The sequence below is a fragment of the Gemmatimonas sp. genome, assembly GCF_021298855.1.
In the GTDB taxonomy this organism is placed as follows: Bacteria; Gemmatimonadota; Gemmatimonadetes; order Gemmatimonadales; family Gemmatimonadaceae; genus Gemmatimonas.
Window position 1 is genome coordinate 163,895 of the sequence record NZ_JAJTHI010000007.1, and the last position, 16,080, is coordinate 179,974.

The 16,080-nt window shown below is 69.5% G+C and carries 12 protein-coding genes; 5 read left to right on the forward strand and 7 right to left on the reverse strand.

Going from position 1 to position 16,080, the window contains the following annotated elements; all coding sequences use genetic code 11:
• Positions 1-14 precede the first annotated feature (14 nt).
• A complete protein-coding gene (locus LW840_RS03345; protein WP_291260692.1) occupies positions 15-611 on the reverse strand; it encodes a TetR/AcrR family transcriptional regulator in 597 nt (198 codons plus the stop codon).
• A 121-nt stretch (positions 612-732) separates the two neighbouring features.
• Positions 733-2,115 (reverse strand): hypothetical protein, encoded by a 1,383-nt coding sequence (locus LW840_RS03350; protein WP_291273136.1) that lies wholly within the window; start codon positions 2,113-2,115, stop codon positions 733-735.
• A gap of 103 nt (positions 2,116-2,218) precedes the next feature.
• Between LW840_RS03350 and LW840_RS03355 the strand changes: the two genes are divergently transcribed.
• Positions 2,219-3,124 carry a M48 family metallopeptidase gene (locus tag LW840_RS03355; RefSeq protein WP_291267357.1) on the forward strand — a complete coding sequence of 302 codons (906 nt, stop codon included), beginning with the start codon at positions 2,219-2,221 and terminating at the stop codon, positions 3,122-3,124.
• Positions 3,125-3,136: 12 nt separating this feature from the next.
• Here the strand turns inward: LW840_RS03355 and LW840_RS03360 are convergent, their stop codons facing one another.
• From LW840_RS03360 to LW840_RS03375, 4 genes are all read right to left on the reverse strand, one after another.
• On the reverse strand, positions 3,137-4,036 hold the full coding sequence (locus LW840_RS03360) for a hypothetical protein (RefSeq protein ID WP_291267356.1): 900 nt from the start codon (positions 4,034-4,036) through the stop codon (positions 3,137-3,139).
• 21 nt (positions 4,037-4,057) lie between these two features.
• Positions 4,058-5,527 (reverse strand): RluA family pseudouridine synthase, encoded by a 1,470-nt coding sequence (locus tag LW840_RS03365; protein ID WP_291276400.1) that lies wholly within the window; start codon positions 5,525-5,527, stop codon positions 4,058-4,060.
• A 41-nt stretch (positions 5,528-5,568) separates the two neighbouring features.
• Positions 5,569-7,908 (reverse strand): TonB-dependent receptor, encoded by a 2,340-nt coding sequence (locus LW840_RS03370; protein WP_291267354.1) that lies wholly within the window; start codon positions 7,906-7,908, stop codon positions 5,569-5,571.
• A 92-nt stretch (positions 7,909-8,000) separates the two neighbouring features.
• Positions 8,001-8,666 (reverse strand): TetR/AcrR family transcriptional regulator, encoded by a 666-nt coding sequence (locus LW840_RS03375; RefSeq protein WP_291267353.1) that lies wholly within the window; start codon positions 8,664-8,666, stop codon positions 8,001-8,003.
• Between the two features lie 315 nt (positions 8,667-8,981).
• Here LW840_RS03375 and LW840_RS03380 point away from each other — a divergent pair, with 315 nt between their 5' ends.
• The 3 genes from LW840_RS03380 to LW840_RS03390 all read left to right on the forward strand — a co-directional run bounded on the left by LW840_RS03380 (position 8,982) and on the right by LW840_RS03390 (position 14,817).
• Positions 8,982-12,074 carry a SusC/RagA family TonB-linked outer membrane protein gene (locus tag LW840_RS03380; RefSeq protein WP_291276401.1) on the forward strand — a complete coding sequence of 1,031 codons (3,093 nt, stop codon included), beginning with the start codon at positions 8,982-8,984 and terminating at the stop codon, positions 12,072-12,074.
• Between the two features lie 2 nt (positions 12,075-12,076).
• On the forward strand, positions 12,077-13,462 hold the full coding sequence (locus LW840_RS03385; RefSeq protein WP_291276402.1) for a RagB/SusD family nutrient uptake outer membrane protein: 1,386 nt from the start codon (positions 12,077-12,079) through the stop codon (positions 13,460-13,462).
• Positions 13,463-13,683: 221 nt separating this feature from the next.
• A complete protein-coding gene (locus tag LW840_RS03390) occupies positions 13,684-14,817 on the forward strand; it encodes a patatin-like phospholipase family protein (protein WP_291269548.1) in 1,134 nt (377 codons plus the stop codon).
• Positions 14,818-14,848: 31 nt separating this feature from the next.
• Here LW840_RS03390 and LW840_RS03395 read toward each other — a convergent pair whose 3' ends face one another.
• Complete coding sequence (locus tag LW840_RS03395; protein ID WP_291276403.1) at positions 14,849-15,559, reverse strand: hypothetical protein; 711 nt, start codon at positions 15,557-15,559, stop codon at positions 14,849-14,851.
• 296 nt (positions 15,560-15,855) lie between these two features.
• Between LW840_RS03395 and LW840_RS03400 the strand changes: the two genes are divergently transcribed.
• On the forward strand, positions 15,856-16,080 hold a 225-nt coding region (locus tag LW840_RS03400; RefSeq protein ID WP_291276404.1), incomplete at its 3' end, for a hypothetical protein.

Consider the following 16,080-nt stretch of genomic DNA (forward strand, 5'->3'; position numbering starts at 1 on the left):
ATGGAGAACTCCGATCACCCGGTGACGAGACGACGGACCTGTTCGCGCGCGAAGGATTCCTGCCACTCGGCACTGGGTGAGGGGGACGTCATGACGACGTGAATCGACAACCCCTCCACGAAAAGGGCGAGCGCCCGGCCGATCCCGACGACGTCGGCGTCGCCGGGGATGTCGCCCGTCTCCCGGAGCGGGGCCACGACATCGCGGTAGAGATCGTACCACCGGCCCATGCGGCGCTCCTGCAGGCGCCGCAGGGCCGGCGACCCCACGGCACTCCCGAAGAACGCCACCAGCAGGCGCCACAGCCGGCGACGCTCCTGATCGAGGGGCAACGCCGCCGCCACCACGGCCTGGACGCGTTCCAGACCGGGTGGCCCCACGGCCGCTGCACAGGCCCGGGCATACGTGGCATCGAAGGCCCGATCCTTGGTGTGCCGCAGCAGCGCATCCTTCGAGGCGAAGTAGTGCGTGAGCACCCCCGTCGTGACACCCAGCGCGGCCGCCACGCGGCGCATGGTCACCTGCTCCAGGCCATGGGTCGCGATCAGCTGTGCCGCCATGTCGGCAATGGCTTCACGTCGCGCCGCATGGTCGCCGCGCGGGCGACTCACCGGCGTGAGGGCAGGCGGGCCGGACGATCCTTGATTCGCATAACGACGGTTATGCTAACGCGCCCCTCCGCCCCTGTCCATCGCCGGTGGCACCGTGCCCGGCCGCGGCACGACGGGGGGCTCAGTAGGCGTAACCGAAAATGATGTTCATCTCGTCGGTGCTGAGCAGCCCGAACCCCACCGCCCGGTCGGTCGTGTTGTGGTAGGTGACCACGGAGACCAGCGCGTCCCCGGCTTCGAGGACGATGGGCGTGGGGAAATTGATGAACGCCGGGTGTTCCCAATCGGTGTTCACATACACGCTGCTCTCGGTGCCGTTGGCGCGCAGCACGCGAATCTCGAAGCGCTCGCCCAGGGCGTGCATGTGCGACGTGAGCCCCAGCACGGTCGTGCGGGCCGGCGTACGAAACACCGTGCGAATGGTGGTGCGCTGCCGCGCCGGCAGGGTGAAGCTGGTGTTGGCCAGGTTGAGAGTGCGCGCCTCGATGCGTACGGCACTGCGATCCACGGTGTACAGGTTGGCCGCCGCCTGACCAGGGAACGGCGCCGGTGACGTGTTCACGTAATGCACGTTCAGGTCGATGGCCGCATTGGGGGGCAGACGCAGCGCCACCCCGGGCGGGAATCGGTAATCGAACTCCGGCGTCATGGCGCCGGCAAAGAACACGTGGCAGGCCATCGGCAGCATGTTCACGGCGATCGGTATCCCCTCGGCCGTCCGCAGATCACGGACGACGTTGGCCGGTGGCCGCAGGTTGCACGGAAACGTGGTGCGCGACTCGTCGAAGGTGTACAGCAGCAGGTGATGACTGCCGGGACGCATGCGCGATTCGATGCGCGACACGTACAGTGCCTCCCGATTGCCCAACGTGCGGTACAGAAACAGCTCCCGTTCGTTGCGCGGCGGCACCGGGAAGCTGTCCACGGTCAGTTGCAGCCCGGCACCGGGCGCTGGCGGCGCCAACGGCGTGAAGCTGGCCACCTGCAGCCGGGCATCACGCAGGATGGTGGTGTCCACCACGTGCCCCGTGCGAGGCGCCCCCGCTTCGATCCAGCGGCGCACGTACTCCAGCTGCCCCATGCTGAGCCCCTGCGTGGTGCCCATGGGCATGAGGTTGCCGTAGTCGGCACTGTGGTGGCCGGGGATCCACGCGAGCTTGTGGTACAGCAGGGAGCTGTCGGCACGGAAGGGCCTGATGCGCGGCAGGCCATCCGCTCGCGCCCGCGGATGGACCGACGGGACATTCAGCATCTGCTGGTAGCTGGAATCCGCCGACAGCACCAACCCGGACTGCCGCGCACCGCTGCTGCCGCTGCGGTGACACCCGGCGCAGCTTGGCTCGATGATGGTGCGCTGGATGCGGGCGAATGTCCCGTCGGCCAGCGGAGCGACGGCGGTACCACCGGCATCCCCGCCGGAACAGGCGGACAGCACGACCAGCATGCCGGCGGCGCGTACGCGCCACCCGCTGCGAGGAGGGCAAACACCGGACAGGCTGGGCATACGCGCATGCTACGGCGTGCGGCGCGACTCGGCAATGCACGAGGCGGGCGCGCACGAATCTTCCCGTTCGGGGTATTGCTCGCCATCCTTTTCCGTACCCTTCATGCCCGACGCGACAGTCCATCACAGTCCGAACACCGGGTTCAACACCCGCGGCGGTGCCGAGAAGGACGGGGCGCTGGTGGACCCCGTGCCCCGCCGCTCCCGAGGGGTGCGGCGCGTGGAGGCGCGCGCCTTCACCGCCGCGGTGGCGGCCGGCAGCATACTCCTCCTCGGCGGCTGCTCCATGGACAGTACCGAGGAGCGGCGGCTGGGCGCCGAGGCGGCGGCGGAGATCGAACGACGCGTCCGGGTGGTGGACGATGCGGCGGCAACACGGGCGCTCACAACCATCGGCAACGCCATCGTGCAGGCCGGCGGTCCGGTGGCGTATCCGTACACCTTTCGCATCGTGCGCGATTCATCGGTGAACGCCTTTGCCCTGCCGGGCGGCTTTGTCTACGTGCATACCGGTCTGCTGCGCAACGTCCGCGATGTGGCCGAGCTGGCCGGTGTGCTCGGCCACGAAGTGGCACACGCGCGGCTCTCACACGGGGCGCGGCAGGCGCGCACGCAGCAGGGGCTGTCGGCTGCCGTGACCGTGGTGTGCCTGTTCACGGGACTCTGTGACTCGGGGGTGTCGCAGGTGGCCATCAACCTGGGCGCGAACGCGCTCACTGCCAAGTTCAGCCGCACCGACGAGCTGCAGGCCGATTCGGCCGGAATCGTGTACACGACGCGTGCCGGCGTCGACCCGCGCGGTATGGTGCGGTTCTTCGCACGCCTGCGCGAGGAGTCGGGTCACATGCCCGCCTATCTCGAATGGGTCTCCACGCACCCCATGGAAGGCACCCGCATCGAGCAGGCCGAGCGGCTGATCGGCCCCGCCGGGCCGCAGCGTACGCCCGCCGCGCTCGCGACGGCCTTTGCCGTGCTGCGGGCGCGGTACGGCGAGGCGGGTAACCGGTAGCCGAACGCGCCCCTAGGTCGCGAGCGCGTGCGCGATCGCGGCCACGAGTCGTCCGCGCAGCTGGTGCGCCTGCGCACTCAGCGCCCGCTGCCGCCGCTGGTACTCGTCGCGCCCCGCCGCGGTCTCGATGCAGAGGGGCTCCACCCCGAACCCGCGCAGATCGTACGGCCCTGCCTGCATATCCAGCACTCGCAGGGCCATGGCCAGCGCGAAACAGTCGGCGAGCAGATCGCTCCCGACCCAGGGCATGCACGTGTACGCCCAGCGGTAAAGGTCCATGTTGGCGTGAATGCACCCGGGCTGCTCGGCATCGGCGCGCGTGTCCCACGCGAGCGGCAGCCGGTTGAGCGGCTTCGCCGCCGGCGCGAAGAAGCGGAACGCATCGAAGTGACTGCACGCCACCGGGCGGCTCTCCACGAAGGCGTCGATTTCCGGTTGCGGCAGGCGCAGCGGCGCCACGCCGGCGTGCCGGATCTCGTGTCCGCCGTACACCATGGCCCATTCGTGCAGGCCGTAGCACCCGAACTGCGCCGGGCGGTCATGAATCGCCCGCAGCAGCGCCAGCACCTCGGCCATCGTTGCGCGCGTGCCGGCCGACATGCCGGCCGGCGCCCGATGCAGGGTGCCGTCGCCGACACGATACACCGGCGCCGTGAACCGCTCCCGGGCCTCCGCACTGTCGGCCATGGCCTCGTGCGGGTCAGGGTGCCATGCCTCCAGCTTCGCTGCGGAGTAGCGGTAATACTGGAAGAGAAAGTCGTGCACCGGATGCGAGGCCCCGCGGGCCCGTCGTTCCCGACGCGGCCCGGTGTACACCTGCACCCTGGCGAGATGCGCGGCGGCGCGCGCCTGCCAGTCGGCGGTGGACAGGACGACGGCGGACGACGGCAACACGGTCGGCATCGCGGACATGCTGCAAGTTATCGCGTGCCGTCAGAACGGCGCCGGCGCCTCCACCACCACCGGCGCACCGGTGACCGGATGCACGAAGGCCAGCCGCTCCGCGTGCAAAAGCAGGCGCTCGTCGTCCTCGGGGGGCGTACGGCCATACAGCCGGTCGCCCACGATGGGGGCGTCGAGTCCGGCGGGGTGCGCGGCGTGCACCCGCAACTGGTGCGAGCGCCCCGTGTGGGGCGTGAACAGCACCCGTGTGCGCCCCGCCGTGCGCCCCGCCGGGGGGCCCAGCACGCGCCCCAGCACGCGCCACTCCGTGTGCGCCGGCTTGCCGTGCACCGGGTCGTGAATGTTGCGCGGCCGATCGTCGATGTCCGGGCGCAGCGGCAGTGCGATGTGCCCACGCTCGCCCGCCACCTCGCCGTCCAGCCACGCCACGTAATGCTTGGTGATCTCCCGCAACGAGAACAGCCGCTGCAGCGCCTTGGCCACGTCCAGGGACTTGGCCACGAGCAGCAGACCGGAGGTGTCCAGGTCGAGGCGGTGCACCACCAGCGGGCCGGTGGCCGCCGGGTAGCGCGCGCGCAAGCGCGACACCACGCAGTCCTGCAGCACGGCGCTGCGGCCGGGGACGGTGAGCAACCCGCTGGGCTTGTCCACCACCAGCAGGTGGTCGTCTTCGTACACGGTGCGCGGCTCGTCGACGCTGATGGCCGCCGCCCCGAACAGCGGTGGCGGGTCGGCGGGGAGGCCGTCCAGCATGTGCGTCAGAATGGGCAGGCACTTGCCCCGGCACGCCGCGTAGAACACACCGGCTCGACGATCACCGGTGGCCGATGGCGCGCCCCACCAGAATTCGGCCAGGGCGACCGGTGTGAGCCCCAGGCGAAACGCCTGCGCCAGCAGCTTGGGGGCCGCGCAGTCCCCGGCCCCTGCGGGGGGCTCGGCCGGCGCAAAGAGGTCCCGCAGGGCACGGACCTCGCCGCGCGCGTTGGTGAAGCGGTAACTGTCCTGGATCTGCGCGAGCAGCACGCGCGAACGGGCCGTGCGCCGGGCATCGAGGGCCGCGAGGGCCGCCGTGAGGCGCGCCGACTCGGCCCCCGTCGCGTCGGACGGCCCGGTGGCCAGCAGGGCGGCGCGCTCGGCGGCCACCCCACGCATTTCCGCCTCGCCCGGAATCCAGACCAGATCACGTTGCGCCGCGTCGAACGTGGGCGGCGCCCAGCCCGGCCATTCCCACTGGCCGTGCAGCATGCCCGAGAAGGCCCGGAGATACCCCAGGGCACCGTCGGGGCCCGCGACGACCAGCACGCCGAACATCTTGCCGTGGCCGGGCTCGTGCAGCTGCCATGCGTGGGCGGAGGGCCCCTGGAGCGTGTCCATGAGGGCCGCCGCTGCCTGCTGTGCCAGCGGATGCACGGCCCGGCGATCGAACGGCGTGGGAAATCGCCGGGGACGTGCGGGGGGACTCGCCGGCAGTGCGAACGGGTGCGGAACGCCGATCGTCACGGGCGGCGGGTCATGGGGCGGGGCGCCGGTGGCATCAGCCCTCAGAACTTCCAGTTGATGCCGAGCACCGGGAAGAACGCGATCTGCTCGCGCCACTCCACGTCACGCGTCTTGCTGTTCCACTGCTGCACCGAGCGGTTCTCACGAGCGGTGATGTTCTGCAGGTCGATGTAGGTGGAGAGCCACGAACCACGCACGAGGAAGCGCCGGTCGATGCGGACGTCCAGCCGGGCATAGGCCGGTGTCCGGTCGCTGTTGATCCGCTGCACATCATACACGAGCCGGTTCTGCGCCGCGGCGGCTACCGTGTTCAGCGGCGTCAGCGGGCGACCGCTGGAGTAGGTGCCACGCGTGGAGAACTCCCAGTTGGTCCCCCGCTTCACCCCGAAGATCGCCGTGAAGAAGTTGGGCGCATCGTACCCGCCCGGCCGCCACTGGCCGTCACGGGCCCGATGCTCGACCCGGGAGCGGGTATAGCTGATCTGGCCATAGGTGGCGCCGGTGAACTTCTGCTGCAGGAAGAGCTCGAGGCCGCGCGACCGGCCGGTCCCCTCGCTGGTCATGGGAAAGAGCAGGTCCGACACCCCGTTCTGGTCGCCGGTGTTGGCGAGCGAGAGCTGCGGGTAGGCGCGCGCGACCGGGTAGTCGCGGTACTGGCGGTCGAACGCCTCCACGCTGAGCAACAGATTGTCGCGCGGGGTCCAGCGAGCGCCCAGCACGCCGTGATCGGCCTGCATGGGGGAGAGCGAGGCGTTGGCCGGGATGTTTGCCGTAAACACGATGGGCACCTGCTGGTGATACCGACCCCAGGTCCCGGAGACGCTCAGCTTGCCGGTCGGACGCCAGGTGACGGCGGCCCGAGGCGCGAGACGGGACGCCTCCGACTGCCCGAAGCGGTCGCCGCGCACGCTTGCGGCAAGGTCGAAGGCCCCGACCGTGCGAACAAGTTCGAGATACGCCCCCGCGATGTCCACAGCGTCCGACTGATCCACGGCCACCGTGTCGACGCGCGTGCGGGCGGCCGAGAAGGGGTTGTTCACGCCGAACGGCGAGGCGAGCGCGGAATTGATGGTCAGGCGCCGTGCCGTGGCCCCAACGTTCACATCGGCGAAGCGTGGCACGTTGAAGGTGGCGTCGTAGCGCAGGATGTACTCATTCTCGCGGGCATCGTTGGCCCACACAGGAGTGGTGCCGAATGCCTCCTCGCGGACGCGCACGTCATTGGCGCCGGTGCTGGCGCTCGCGACGAGTGTTCCCACGCCGCGTGCCCCCAGCAGGCGCTGCCACGAGACACCGCCGGTCCAGCGATCGCCGCGAAAACGCGTCGTGCCCGGCGGATCCGGATCCTCGGTGTCCGTTGCCGTGCTCGTGAAGTCGATCCGATCGAAGCCGCCGATGCCCACGAGCTTGACCACGTCACGGGCCCCCGGACGCCAGGCCACCTTGGCCTGGAAGTTGGTGGTGTACGGCACGGCGGTCAGGCCGATGAGCGGCGCCACCAGATCGAGATAGCTTTGGCGACCCGAGAGAATGTACGTCGCCTTGGAGCCGAGGGGCCCCTCGGTCACGATGCCGGCTCCGGCATTGCTCATGTCGAACTCGGTGCGGCGACCATCGCTGCTGCCCTCACGCAACGAAATGTCGAGGACGCTCGACAGCCGATTGCCGAAGCGCGGGCCGAACGCGCCGGCGTAGAAGGCCACGTCGCGCACCAGTTCGTTGTTGATCATGCCGATGGGGCCGCCGGTGCTGCCCTGCCCCGCGAAATGGTTGATGTTCGGCACCTCGATCCCGTCCACGAGGAACAGATTCTCCATGGGGCTGCCGCCGCGCGAGATGATGTCGTTGCGGGTATCGTTGCCGGTGAGCACCCCGGGAAGCGATTGCACCAGGCGGCTCACGTCGCCAATGGCGCCGGGGGCGCGGCGGATCTCCTCGTAGCTCATGGTGATGCGCGAGACCGGGGTGTTGCGCGGGGCCACGAACGACGCGTTCCCGGCCACGACGCGTGTGGCCGCGAGCGTGGCGGCCGCCGATTCCAGCTGCACCTCCACTTGGGTGGGGCGCCCCGGGTTGATGAGCAGATCACTCACCGTGGTGGGGCGATACCCGATGCGCAGGACCCGGACGGCCTGGGTGCCGACCGGCGCGCCGGTGATGGTGAACCGGCCTTCGCTGTCGGTCAGCGTGCCGATGGTGCTTCCCACCAGCTGCAGCTGGGCCTCGGCAATGGGCTGCTGGGTGTCGCGGTCGAGCACCCGCCCCTGAATGGAACCCGTACGAGCCGGTTGCGTCGGTGCGGCCGTGGCCGGGCGCGTCCCCTGGGCGCCAAGCCAGGGTGGAGTGGCCACCATGAGCAGCGCGGCGGCAGACGCCGCCATGTGGACGGTGCGAAAAGGGAACATAAGCACTCCTGTGTGAAGAGGTAGAAAAAGGATGGGCGTTAACTCAAGGCACAAAAAAAACCGCCGCTCTAGGGAGTGGAGCGGAGCCCTCGCAGCAGGAGGTGGGCAATGCCCATCCCGATCTGTTGTGCCGCCCGCGCGTCGACGATCTGCGAGCACGCCGACATGGCGGCGGTCCCGTGCAAGCCGAGCCAGAACATCATGGCCACTTGGATCGGCTGGTGTGGTCCGGCCTCACCGGCCGTGCACAAGGCATCACAGACCCGAATGAGCACGCCGAACGCCGGATCATCATGGAGATCCGCACTCCCATCGGGGAGAATGCCGATGTCCGGCCGGTCGACGAACATGACCCGGTACCGCGCCGGTTGCGCCAGCGCGAACCGCAAGTAGGCATCACCAAGGGCGAGAATGCGCTCGCTGGGAGCCGCGTCAGGGTGATCCGCTTCGTCGAGCGCGCGGGCAAACAGCAGAAACCACTTCTCCAGGACCGCCGCGATCAGGGCCTCGCGATCGCGGAAGTGGCGGTAGATGGTGGTGGGCGTGTACTGAGTGGCCTCCGCGACTTCCCGTAGCGAGAAGCCGCCATACCCCTTTTCGAGCAGCTGTTCTTCGGCCACCGCCAGCAGCAGCTCCCGCAACTGCCCACGCTGCGCCTCACGCCGCGCGGCGGAGCGATGGCGGAGCCGTTCCGCTCGCGAAAGCACACTCTCTGACGAATCTTGGGTAGCCATAGTTCTTATAGTTACACTGTTAACTTTTGTTGTCAATCCCCATGTTTGGCCACTTCGGGTGGCGCGATCCAGGAGCCGGACACTCTCGATGCTCCGCCGGCGCTAATGCCGCCACGTCCTCGGGAACCGCTGAGGGCCGTCGGCCTGGGCCTCCCACCCCGCTCACCAGCCGGTCATCCCTCGCGATGGCCGGCCGGTGAACGGATCGTCCCTGCGCCTCTCCCCGACTCGTCGACGCACCCGTATACTCGCCAAGATTTTTCCGAGCCCTTTCGGAAAGTCCCTGCCCCGTGCTCCCGCTCTTGGAGGAATGTCATGTTCGCTCGTCGCTGGTTGTGGTCTGTCGTGGCGGGGAGGGCGCCCGCCGTGCCGCAGGTACCCTCTCTGGTCGCGCTGGCCGGAGTCCTGTTGGTCGCTGCGGCCACCCCTGCCCTGCACGCACAAGGGGGCACCGGCACCGTACGCGGTACCGTTACCGACTCCTCCACGGGCCGCCCCGTAGCGGGGGTGCAAATGACCATCGCCGGCGGCGCCGCGCGGGCCGCCTCCGCGGAGAATGGTACCTATCAGCTCACCGGCGTTCCCGCCGGACGCGTCACCGTGCGTGCGCAGCGCCTGGGCTATGCCGCCTTCCAGCGCACGGTCGACCTGACTGCCGGCGGCACCGCGACGGTGGACATCCGCCTGCGCCCCGTGGCCGCCGTACTCAGCACCATCGTCGCCACTGGCTACGGCAGCAGCCGCCGCGCCACCGTGAGCAACGCCATTGCCAGTGTGGACAGTAGCGCCTTCGACGCCATTCCCGTGGTGAGCGTGGACAACGCCCTGCAGGGGCGCGTCCCCGGCGTGCAGGTCATGCAGAACAGCGGTGAGCCTGGCGGCGGCGTGTCGGTGCGCATTCGCGGCCCGGCGTCGCTCAACGCCGGCAGCCAGCCGCTCTACGTGATCGACGGCGTGCCCATGCTGCAGGGCACGTTCGAGCAGATCACCGGCACCAGCGGCCAGCGCATGACCCCCATCTCGGGCATCAACCCCGACGACATCGCCTCCATTGACGTGCTCAAGGACGCCGCCGCTGCCGCCATCTACGGATCGCGCGGCTCCAACGGCGTCATCGTCATCACCACCAAGCGTGGCGCCGGCGGCAACCGCTTCCGCTTCAACATGAGCGCCTACACGGCCTCCCAGGAGGTGGAGCGCACCGTCGAGCTGCTCAACTCCACCGACTACGTGGCCGTGATGAACGAGGCGCGCACCAATCAGGGGCTCGCCCCGCGCTTCGCCCCGGGCACCGACAGCATCAACACCGACTGGCAGGCCGCCGTCTTCCGCCAGGCGCCCATGAGTGAAGTCAACATGAGCGTGAGCGGCGGCACCGACCGCCTCCGCATGTTCCTCAGCGGCAGCGACACACGGCAGACGGGTATCGTCATCGGCTCCGACTACCAGCGGCAGGCCGTGCGCCTCAACACCGACGCGCAGGCCACCAGCAAGCTCACCATCACCTCCAACATCGGCCTCACCCGCGAGTCCAACGATCGCGTGCCGGGCGACCAGAACATCGACGGCATCGTCACCAACGCGCTGGCCATGCAGCCCTTCTCGCCGGTGCGCGGCAACTCGTTCGGCTTCGCCGGCATCGCCAACGGTCTCATCTACTCCAACCCGGTGGCCACCGCCACCTACAGCTCGCTCAACGTGAGCACGCTGCGCGCGCTGGGGAATCTCGAGGCCCGCTACGCGCTCACCAACAAGATCAACGTCTCCGCCCGCCTCGGCACCGACCTCTACGCGCTCGACGAACTGCGTTGGCGCTCCCCCAAGGTGGACCGCGCCGTGAGCACGAGCGTGGGCGGCGAAGGCGCCGACGGCCGCACGCGGGCCTTCCGCCTGCTGGCCGAAACCTTCGGCAACTGGGACGTCATCGACTCCGACAACCAGACGCTGCGCGTGACGGCCGGCGCCAGTCAGGAGCGCAACAACACGAACTTCAACTACGTGGCCGGCACGGGCTTCCCCACCGGCTTCGAGCGCTACGTGCGCAACGCCGCGCAGGTGTCCGTATTCGACGGCGGTGAGACCGAAAACACGCTGGTGTCGTACTTCACCCGTGCCAACTGGACGTGGCGTGAGCGCTATGTGGTCACCGCCAGCCTGCGGCGCGATGGCTCCTCGCGCTTCGGCGACAACAGCCGCTACGGCAACTTCGCGGCGCTCTCCGGCGCCTGGACGGTGAGCGACGAAAGCTGGGCCAGTGCGCTCTCCCGCCTCATGACGCTCAAGCTGCGCGCCAGCCGCGGCACCACCGGCAACCAGCAGATTGCCGACTTCGGCAGCCGCACACTCGCCGCCGCCAACCCCTACGCCGGCATTGCGGGGCTCGCCCCCTCGCAGCTGGGCAACCCCAATCTCCGGTGGGAGCGCACCACCGAAACCGATATCGGCGCCGACCTGGGCTTCTTCAACGGCCGCGTCAACCTGGTGGTGGACTGGTACAACCGCGCCACCGCCGACCTGCTGGTCAACCGGCCGGTGGCCGCCACCAGCGGCTACAGCACCGTGGCCGACAACGTGGGGTCGCTGCGCAACCGCGGCGTGGACATGCAGCTGCAAACGGTCAACATCCGTCGGCCCGGCACCGGGGGCTTCGAGTGGACCAGTGACCTCAACATCACCTGGAACCGCAACCTCATCACCGCCCTCTCCGACGGGCAGCCGGTCAACTCGACCACCTCGGGACGCCTCACGAGCGTGGCCATGGTCGGCAAGCCCATCGGCACGTTCTTCATCTTCGACTTCCTGCGCGTGGACCCGGCCACCGGCAACGCCATCTATCGCCGTGGCGACGGCGGGGAAACGCTGACGCCGGTCACCGCCGACCTCTCCACCAACCTCGGCAGCGCGCAGCCCGATTACTTCGGCGGCCTCACCAACTCCATCCGCTGGAAGGGACTCGACTTCCGCGCCTTCCTGCAGTTCACGCAGGGGAACGAGATCCTCAACATGAACCGCCTCTTCGCCGATGACGGTGGCAACTCGTCGGACAACAAGTTCGCCAACGTGCGCAACCGCTGGCAGAAGCCCGGCGACATCACCAACCAGCCGCGCATGGGCAGCACCGGCGGCGCCCGCTTCATGTCCGACCGCTTCATCGAGGACGGGTCCTTCGTGCGCCTGCAGGAAGTCACCCTCGGGTGGCGTCTCCCGGCGTCACTCGCCAAGCAGGTGCGCGCCGACAACGCCCGCCTCTACGTGAGCGGGCGCAACCTCGTCACGTGGACCAACTACACGGGCTACAACCCCGACGTCAACTCGGCCGGCACCAACGCGAATCTCTCGCTCGGCGTCGACTTCTACGCGTACCCCCTGGCCCGCACCTGGACCGTGGGCATCAACGCCGGATGGTGATCATGACTTCCCTCAAGACCCGCACGCGCGCGCTCGCGCGCCTGGCCGCTCTGGCCGCCCTGGCCGCCACCGCTGCCTGCGACGGCATTCTGCAGACGGAGCCGGTCACCTCGCTCCCGCAGGACCTCATGATTCAGGACGCCGCCACGGCCACCGCGTCGCTCAACGGCGTCTACGATGCCCTGCAGAGCGGCAGCTACTACGGCCTCACGGCGAATCTCGTGGGCGATCTCGCCGCCGACAACACCGTCTGGTCGGGCACCTTCCAGTTCCTCGGGGAGATGCAGACCAACCGCATGCAGGCGGACAACCAGGAAGTCACCGCCTTCTGGACGGCGATCTACTCCAGCGTGAATCGCGCCAACCTGATCATCGACAAGGTGCCCACGGTGAGCGCCATCCCGGAGCCCACCCGCTCCGATGTGATGGGGCAGGCGTACTTCGTTCGCGCGCTCGGCTTCCACAACCTGGTGAAGTACTGGGGCCCCGTGCCCATTCCCACCAAGGTCACCACCGGGCCCGACGAGTCGAAGGCCTACGTGCGCACGCCGGTGAACGACGTGTACACGCAGGTGCTCAAGGATCTCGACAGCGCGCAGGCGCTCACGCGCAACACCACCAACACCCGCTTCGCCACGCCCACGGCGGCGCGGGCGCTGCGGGCCCGCGTGCTCTTCTACCGCGCGGGGCTCCCGGGGAACGCCAACAGCCAGGCCGATTATCAGGCGGCGCTGGATGTGGCCAACCAGGTGCTGGCGGGGCGTGACACGCTCGTGGTGCCCTACGCCGACCTCTTCTCGGCGCTGGGGAGCAACACCACCGAGGACATCTTCCGCGTGGCCTTCAACGCCACCGAGAGCAATGGCCTCAGCAACTACTACCTTTCCGTAGGGCGGGCCGAGGTGCAGCCCAGCGCCGAGCTCGACGCGGCGTATCCCGCCGGTGACATCCGCCGCACCGTGACCGTGCGCCCCAGCGGTGTGGCGTCGCGCCCGCGCAACGGCACCAAATGGTCGGCACGGCCAGGCACGGAGCATGTGCACGTGATTCGCCTGGCCGAGGTGGTGCTCATCAAGGCCGAGGCGCTGGCCCGCCTCAACCGCCTCCCCGAGGCGGTGGCCCAGTACAACAAGGTGCGCGTGCGTGCCGGGCTGGCGCCGCACACCTTCGGCAATCAGGTCACTACGCAGGCGGCGGTCATCAGCCAGATCGAACTCGAGCGTCGTCTCGAGCTTGCGCTGGAAGGCGATCGCTGGCCCGATCTCGTGCGGTTGGGGCGCGTGATTCAGGTGAAAGGCATCCAGGACCGTGCGGGGCAGGCGCTCTTCCCCCTGCCCATCCGTGACCTGCGCGTCTCCCCGCAGCTGACGCAGAACCCGGGGTACTGACCGGCGCGGCGCGTCGTCTCGCAACACATGCAGGGGGTGGGAATCGGCCGGTGCCGGTTCCCGCCCCCTGTGTGCATGGGCCCGCACATGCCCGGGTACGGCCGCCCCGGTCCCTGCAGAATGGTGCCCACGGTGCCCGGCTTGAACGGGGCGCTAAGTTTCCGCCGTCTTCCACCCCACCTCACATGCCTGCTTCGGCACCCGTCACGTCTGATCTCGGAATGGTCCTCGGTGGAGGGGGCGCGCGCGGCGCCTACCAGGTGGGGGTACTCCACGCCATCGCAGCCCGCTACCCGAGCCTGCAGGTCCCCATTCTGGTAGGGGTGTCGGCCGGCGCGGTGAACGCCACGCATCTGGCCTCCCACCGTGGGACCTTCGCCGACGCCATGCAGGCGCTGGTGCGGCTTTGGCTGTCGCTCACCCCAGACCAGGTGTTCCGCGTGGACGCCTCGTCGCTCGCCGCCAATGTGATGCGCAGCGGCTTCCGGCTGGTCGCCGGCGGGCAGGGGCACCCCGAGCAGTTCCAGGGCATGGTGGACACCGCCCCGCTGCGCGACTTTCTCGAGCGGGTGCTGGAACGCAACCCGGACGGGACGCTGCCCGGCATTACCCACAACCTCGACCGCGGGCACCTGCGCGCACTCGCCCTGTGCGGCACCAGCTACACGACGTCGCAGAGCGTGACGTGGGTGCAGGGACGCGACATCGCCCTCTGGGAACGCCCACAGCGGCGCAGCGAGCGGACGCACATCCAGGTCGATCATGTGCTCGCGTCCACGGCCCTGCCGCTGCTCTTCCCGGCCACGCGCGTGGGCAACGAGTGGTTCGGCGATGGCGGCATCCGACTCACGTCGCCGCTTTCGCCGGCGCTGCACCTCGGCGCCTCGCGCATCATCACCATTGCCACCCGCTACGATCGCAGCGGCACCGAGGCCGCCCAGCCGCAGGTCGCCGGCTATCCACCGCCGGCGCAGGTGCTGGGCGTGCTGTACAACGCGGTGTTTCTCGATCTCATCGACCAGGACGTCCTGCGGCTGCAGCGCACCAACCGGCTCGTCGAGCGACTGCCCCCCGAGCATCGTCACGGGCTGCGGGTGGTGGACATGCTGGTGCTGCGCCCGTCGCGCGACCTCGGGCGTCTCGCGGGCGATTACGAACCGCGCCTGCCGCGGGTCTTCCGCTTCCTCACCCGCGGGCTGGGTACCCGGAAGACCGCCAGCCCCGACATCCTGTCGCTCGTCATGTTCCAGCAGGATTACCTGCGACGGTTGATCGAGCTGGGCGAAGAGGATGTCCACCGCCAGTGGGAACGCATCGAGGCCTTCCTCGAGCGCGGGCCGCGCCCCGGCGACTGAGCCCGCCGGCCGGCCACGGCTGATCGCGCCGCTACGGTGTCGGCGTGAGCTGCACGAGCACGCGTTGCAGGTAGATCCGGCTCAAGGCCTCGAAGCCGGAGTCCATGCCCACCAGCAGCCACGCCGTACCACGCGCATCCGCGGTCACGGTGAGACCGAAGGCCGCGGGCGTTGCCAACCGCTTCGACTCCCACCGCCGCATCCCGCAGTTGGCCACCGAGTTGGCAATGGTCCCCACCGGTCCTCCCTGCGGGCCGCCAACCGCCTGGTTGCCGCGCGCGAGATTCACCCGGTAGTCGCGCCCGTCGAATACCGTCGTGGGCTCGATGGGCGCCGCGGCCACGATGATCCAGACCCCGTCCCCGGGCGAGCCCCCGACGCCGACGCATCCGGTTGGCACGTCCGTCGCGAAGTCGACGGTCACCGCCACGCGATACGTTGTCCCCGGGGCCAGATCCACCAGGCGCGTCTTCGCGTAGATGAACAGGTCATCGCTGCGGTTGGTCCCGCTCAGAAAGAACCCGGTGCCGGTGAGCTGCGAGGGGAGCAGGCGCGCCTCGCCCACCACGTCGGTCGGCGCCGTGGCCGGCGCATAGTCCGCCTGGCCGATCGTCCAGCCGGCGATCCCCTGCCCGAAGTCGAACGTGCGCGTGGTGATGCCCGGGACCGAAACGGGGCCACCCGATTGGCAGGCGGCAAGGGCGAGGATGGCGGCGAGCAGAACAGGCGAGCGCCATGTCATGGGGGGAGGTCCCGTGAGGTGATGGGTGCGCCATCGAGTTAACGCCGGCAACCGTCGGCGCGTCTGCCTGACACCGTTGGTTGCATTCAACACGAACAAGCACGCTCATGAGCAAATGCGGAAGGCGTCGCCGGCGGCGAACGCACCTGTGGCCTCTTTTGCTGGCGGCATGTGGTGGCACCGAGTCCCCAGGGCCGCCGAATACCCCGACCGGCCCCACGGGACCGACAGGCCCCACCCCACCGGCGCGTGCCGCCGCGTGCGGGGGGGTCGGGGGCCCGATCCGCTCCACAACGGTGACGGTCACCGAACGGGGCACCGGCGCGCCGCTCCCGGCGCGGGCGTTTGCGCCGGCCCCGGCGCTGCTGACCGGACCCTGTCCGATCGTGTCGCTCCTGCCGGGTGGCGGCGCCGACATCACGAGCGTGAGCTGGGCCGCCGAGCGGCTGGCGGCAAGCGGGTACGTGGTGGTGGTGACGCTGCCGTCGTCGGGCGCCAGCACGGCGGCCTACCACACGGCG

Coding starts and splice junctions, on each gene's coding strand:
- LW840_RS03370 (WP_291267354.1), bottom strand. CDS start 7,908: ATGGCGGCGTCTGCCGCCGCGCTGCTCATGGTGGCCACTCCACCCTGG.
- LW840_RS03375 (WP_291267353.1), bottom strand. CDS start 8,666: ATGGCTACCCAAGATTCGTCAGAGAGTGTGCTTTCGCGAGCGGAACGG.
- LW840_RS03390 (WP_291269548.1), top strand. CDS start 13,684: ATGGTCCTCGGTGGAGGGGGCGCGCGCGGCGCCTACCAGGTGGGGGTA.
- LW840_RS03350 (WP_291273136.1), bottom strand. CDS start 2,115: ATGCCCAGCCTGTCCGGTGTTTGCCCTCCTCGCAGCGGGTGGCGCGTA.
- LW840_RS03355 (WP_291267357.1), top strand. CDS start 2,219: ATGCCCGACGCGACAGTCCATCACAGTCCGAACACCGGGTTCAACACC.
- LW840_RS03360 (WP_291267356.1), bottom strand. CDS start 4,036: ATGTCCGCGATGCCGACCGTGTTGCCGTCGTCCGCCGTCGTCCTGTCC.
- LW840_RS03395 (WP_291276403.1), bottom strand. CDS start 15,559: ATGACATGGCGCTCGCCTGTTCTGCTCGCCGCCATCCTCGCCCTTGCC.
- LW840_RS03380 (WP_291276401.1), top strand. CDS start 8,982: ATGTTCGCTCGTCGCTGGTTGTGGTCTGTCGTGGCGGGGAGGGCGCCC.
- LW840_RS03385 (WP_291276402.1), top strand. CDS start 12,077: ATGACTTCCCTCAAGACCCGCACGCGCGCGCTCGCGCGCCTGGCCGCT.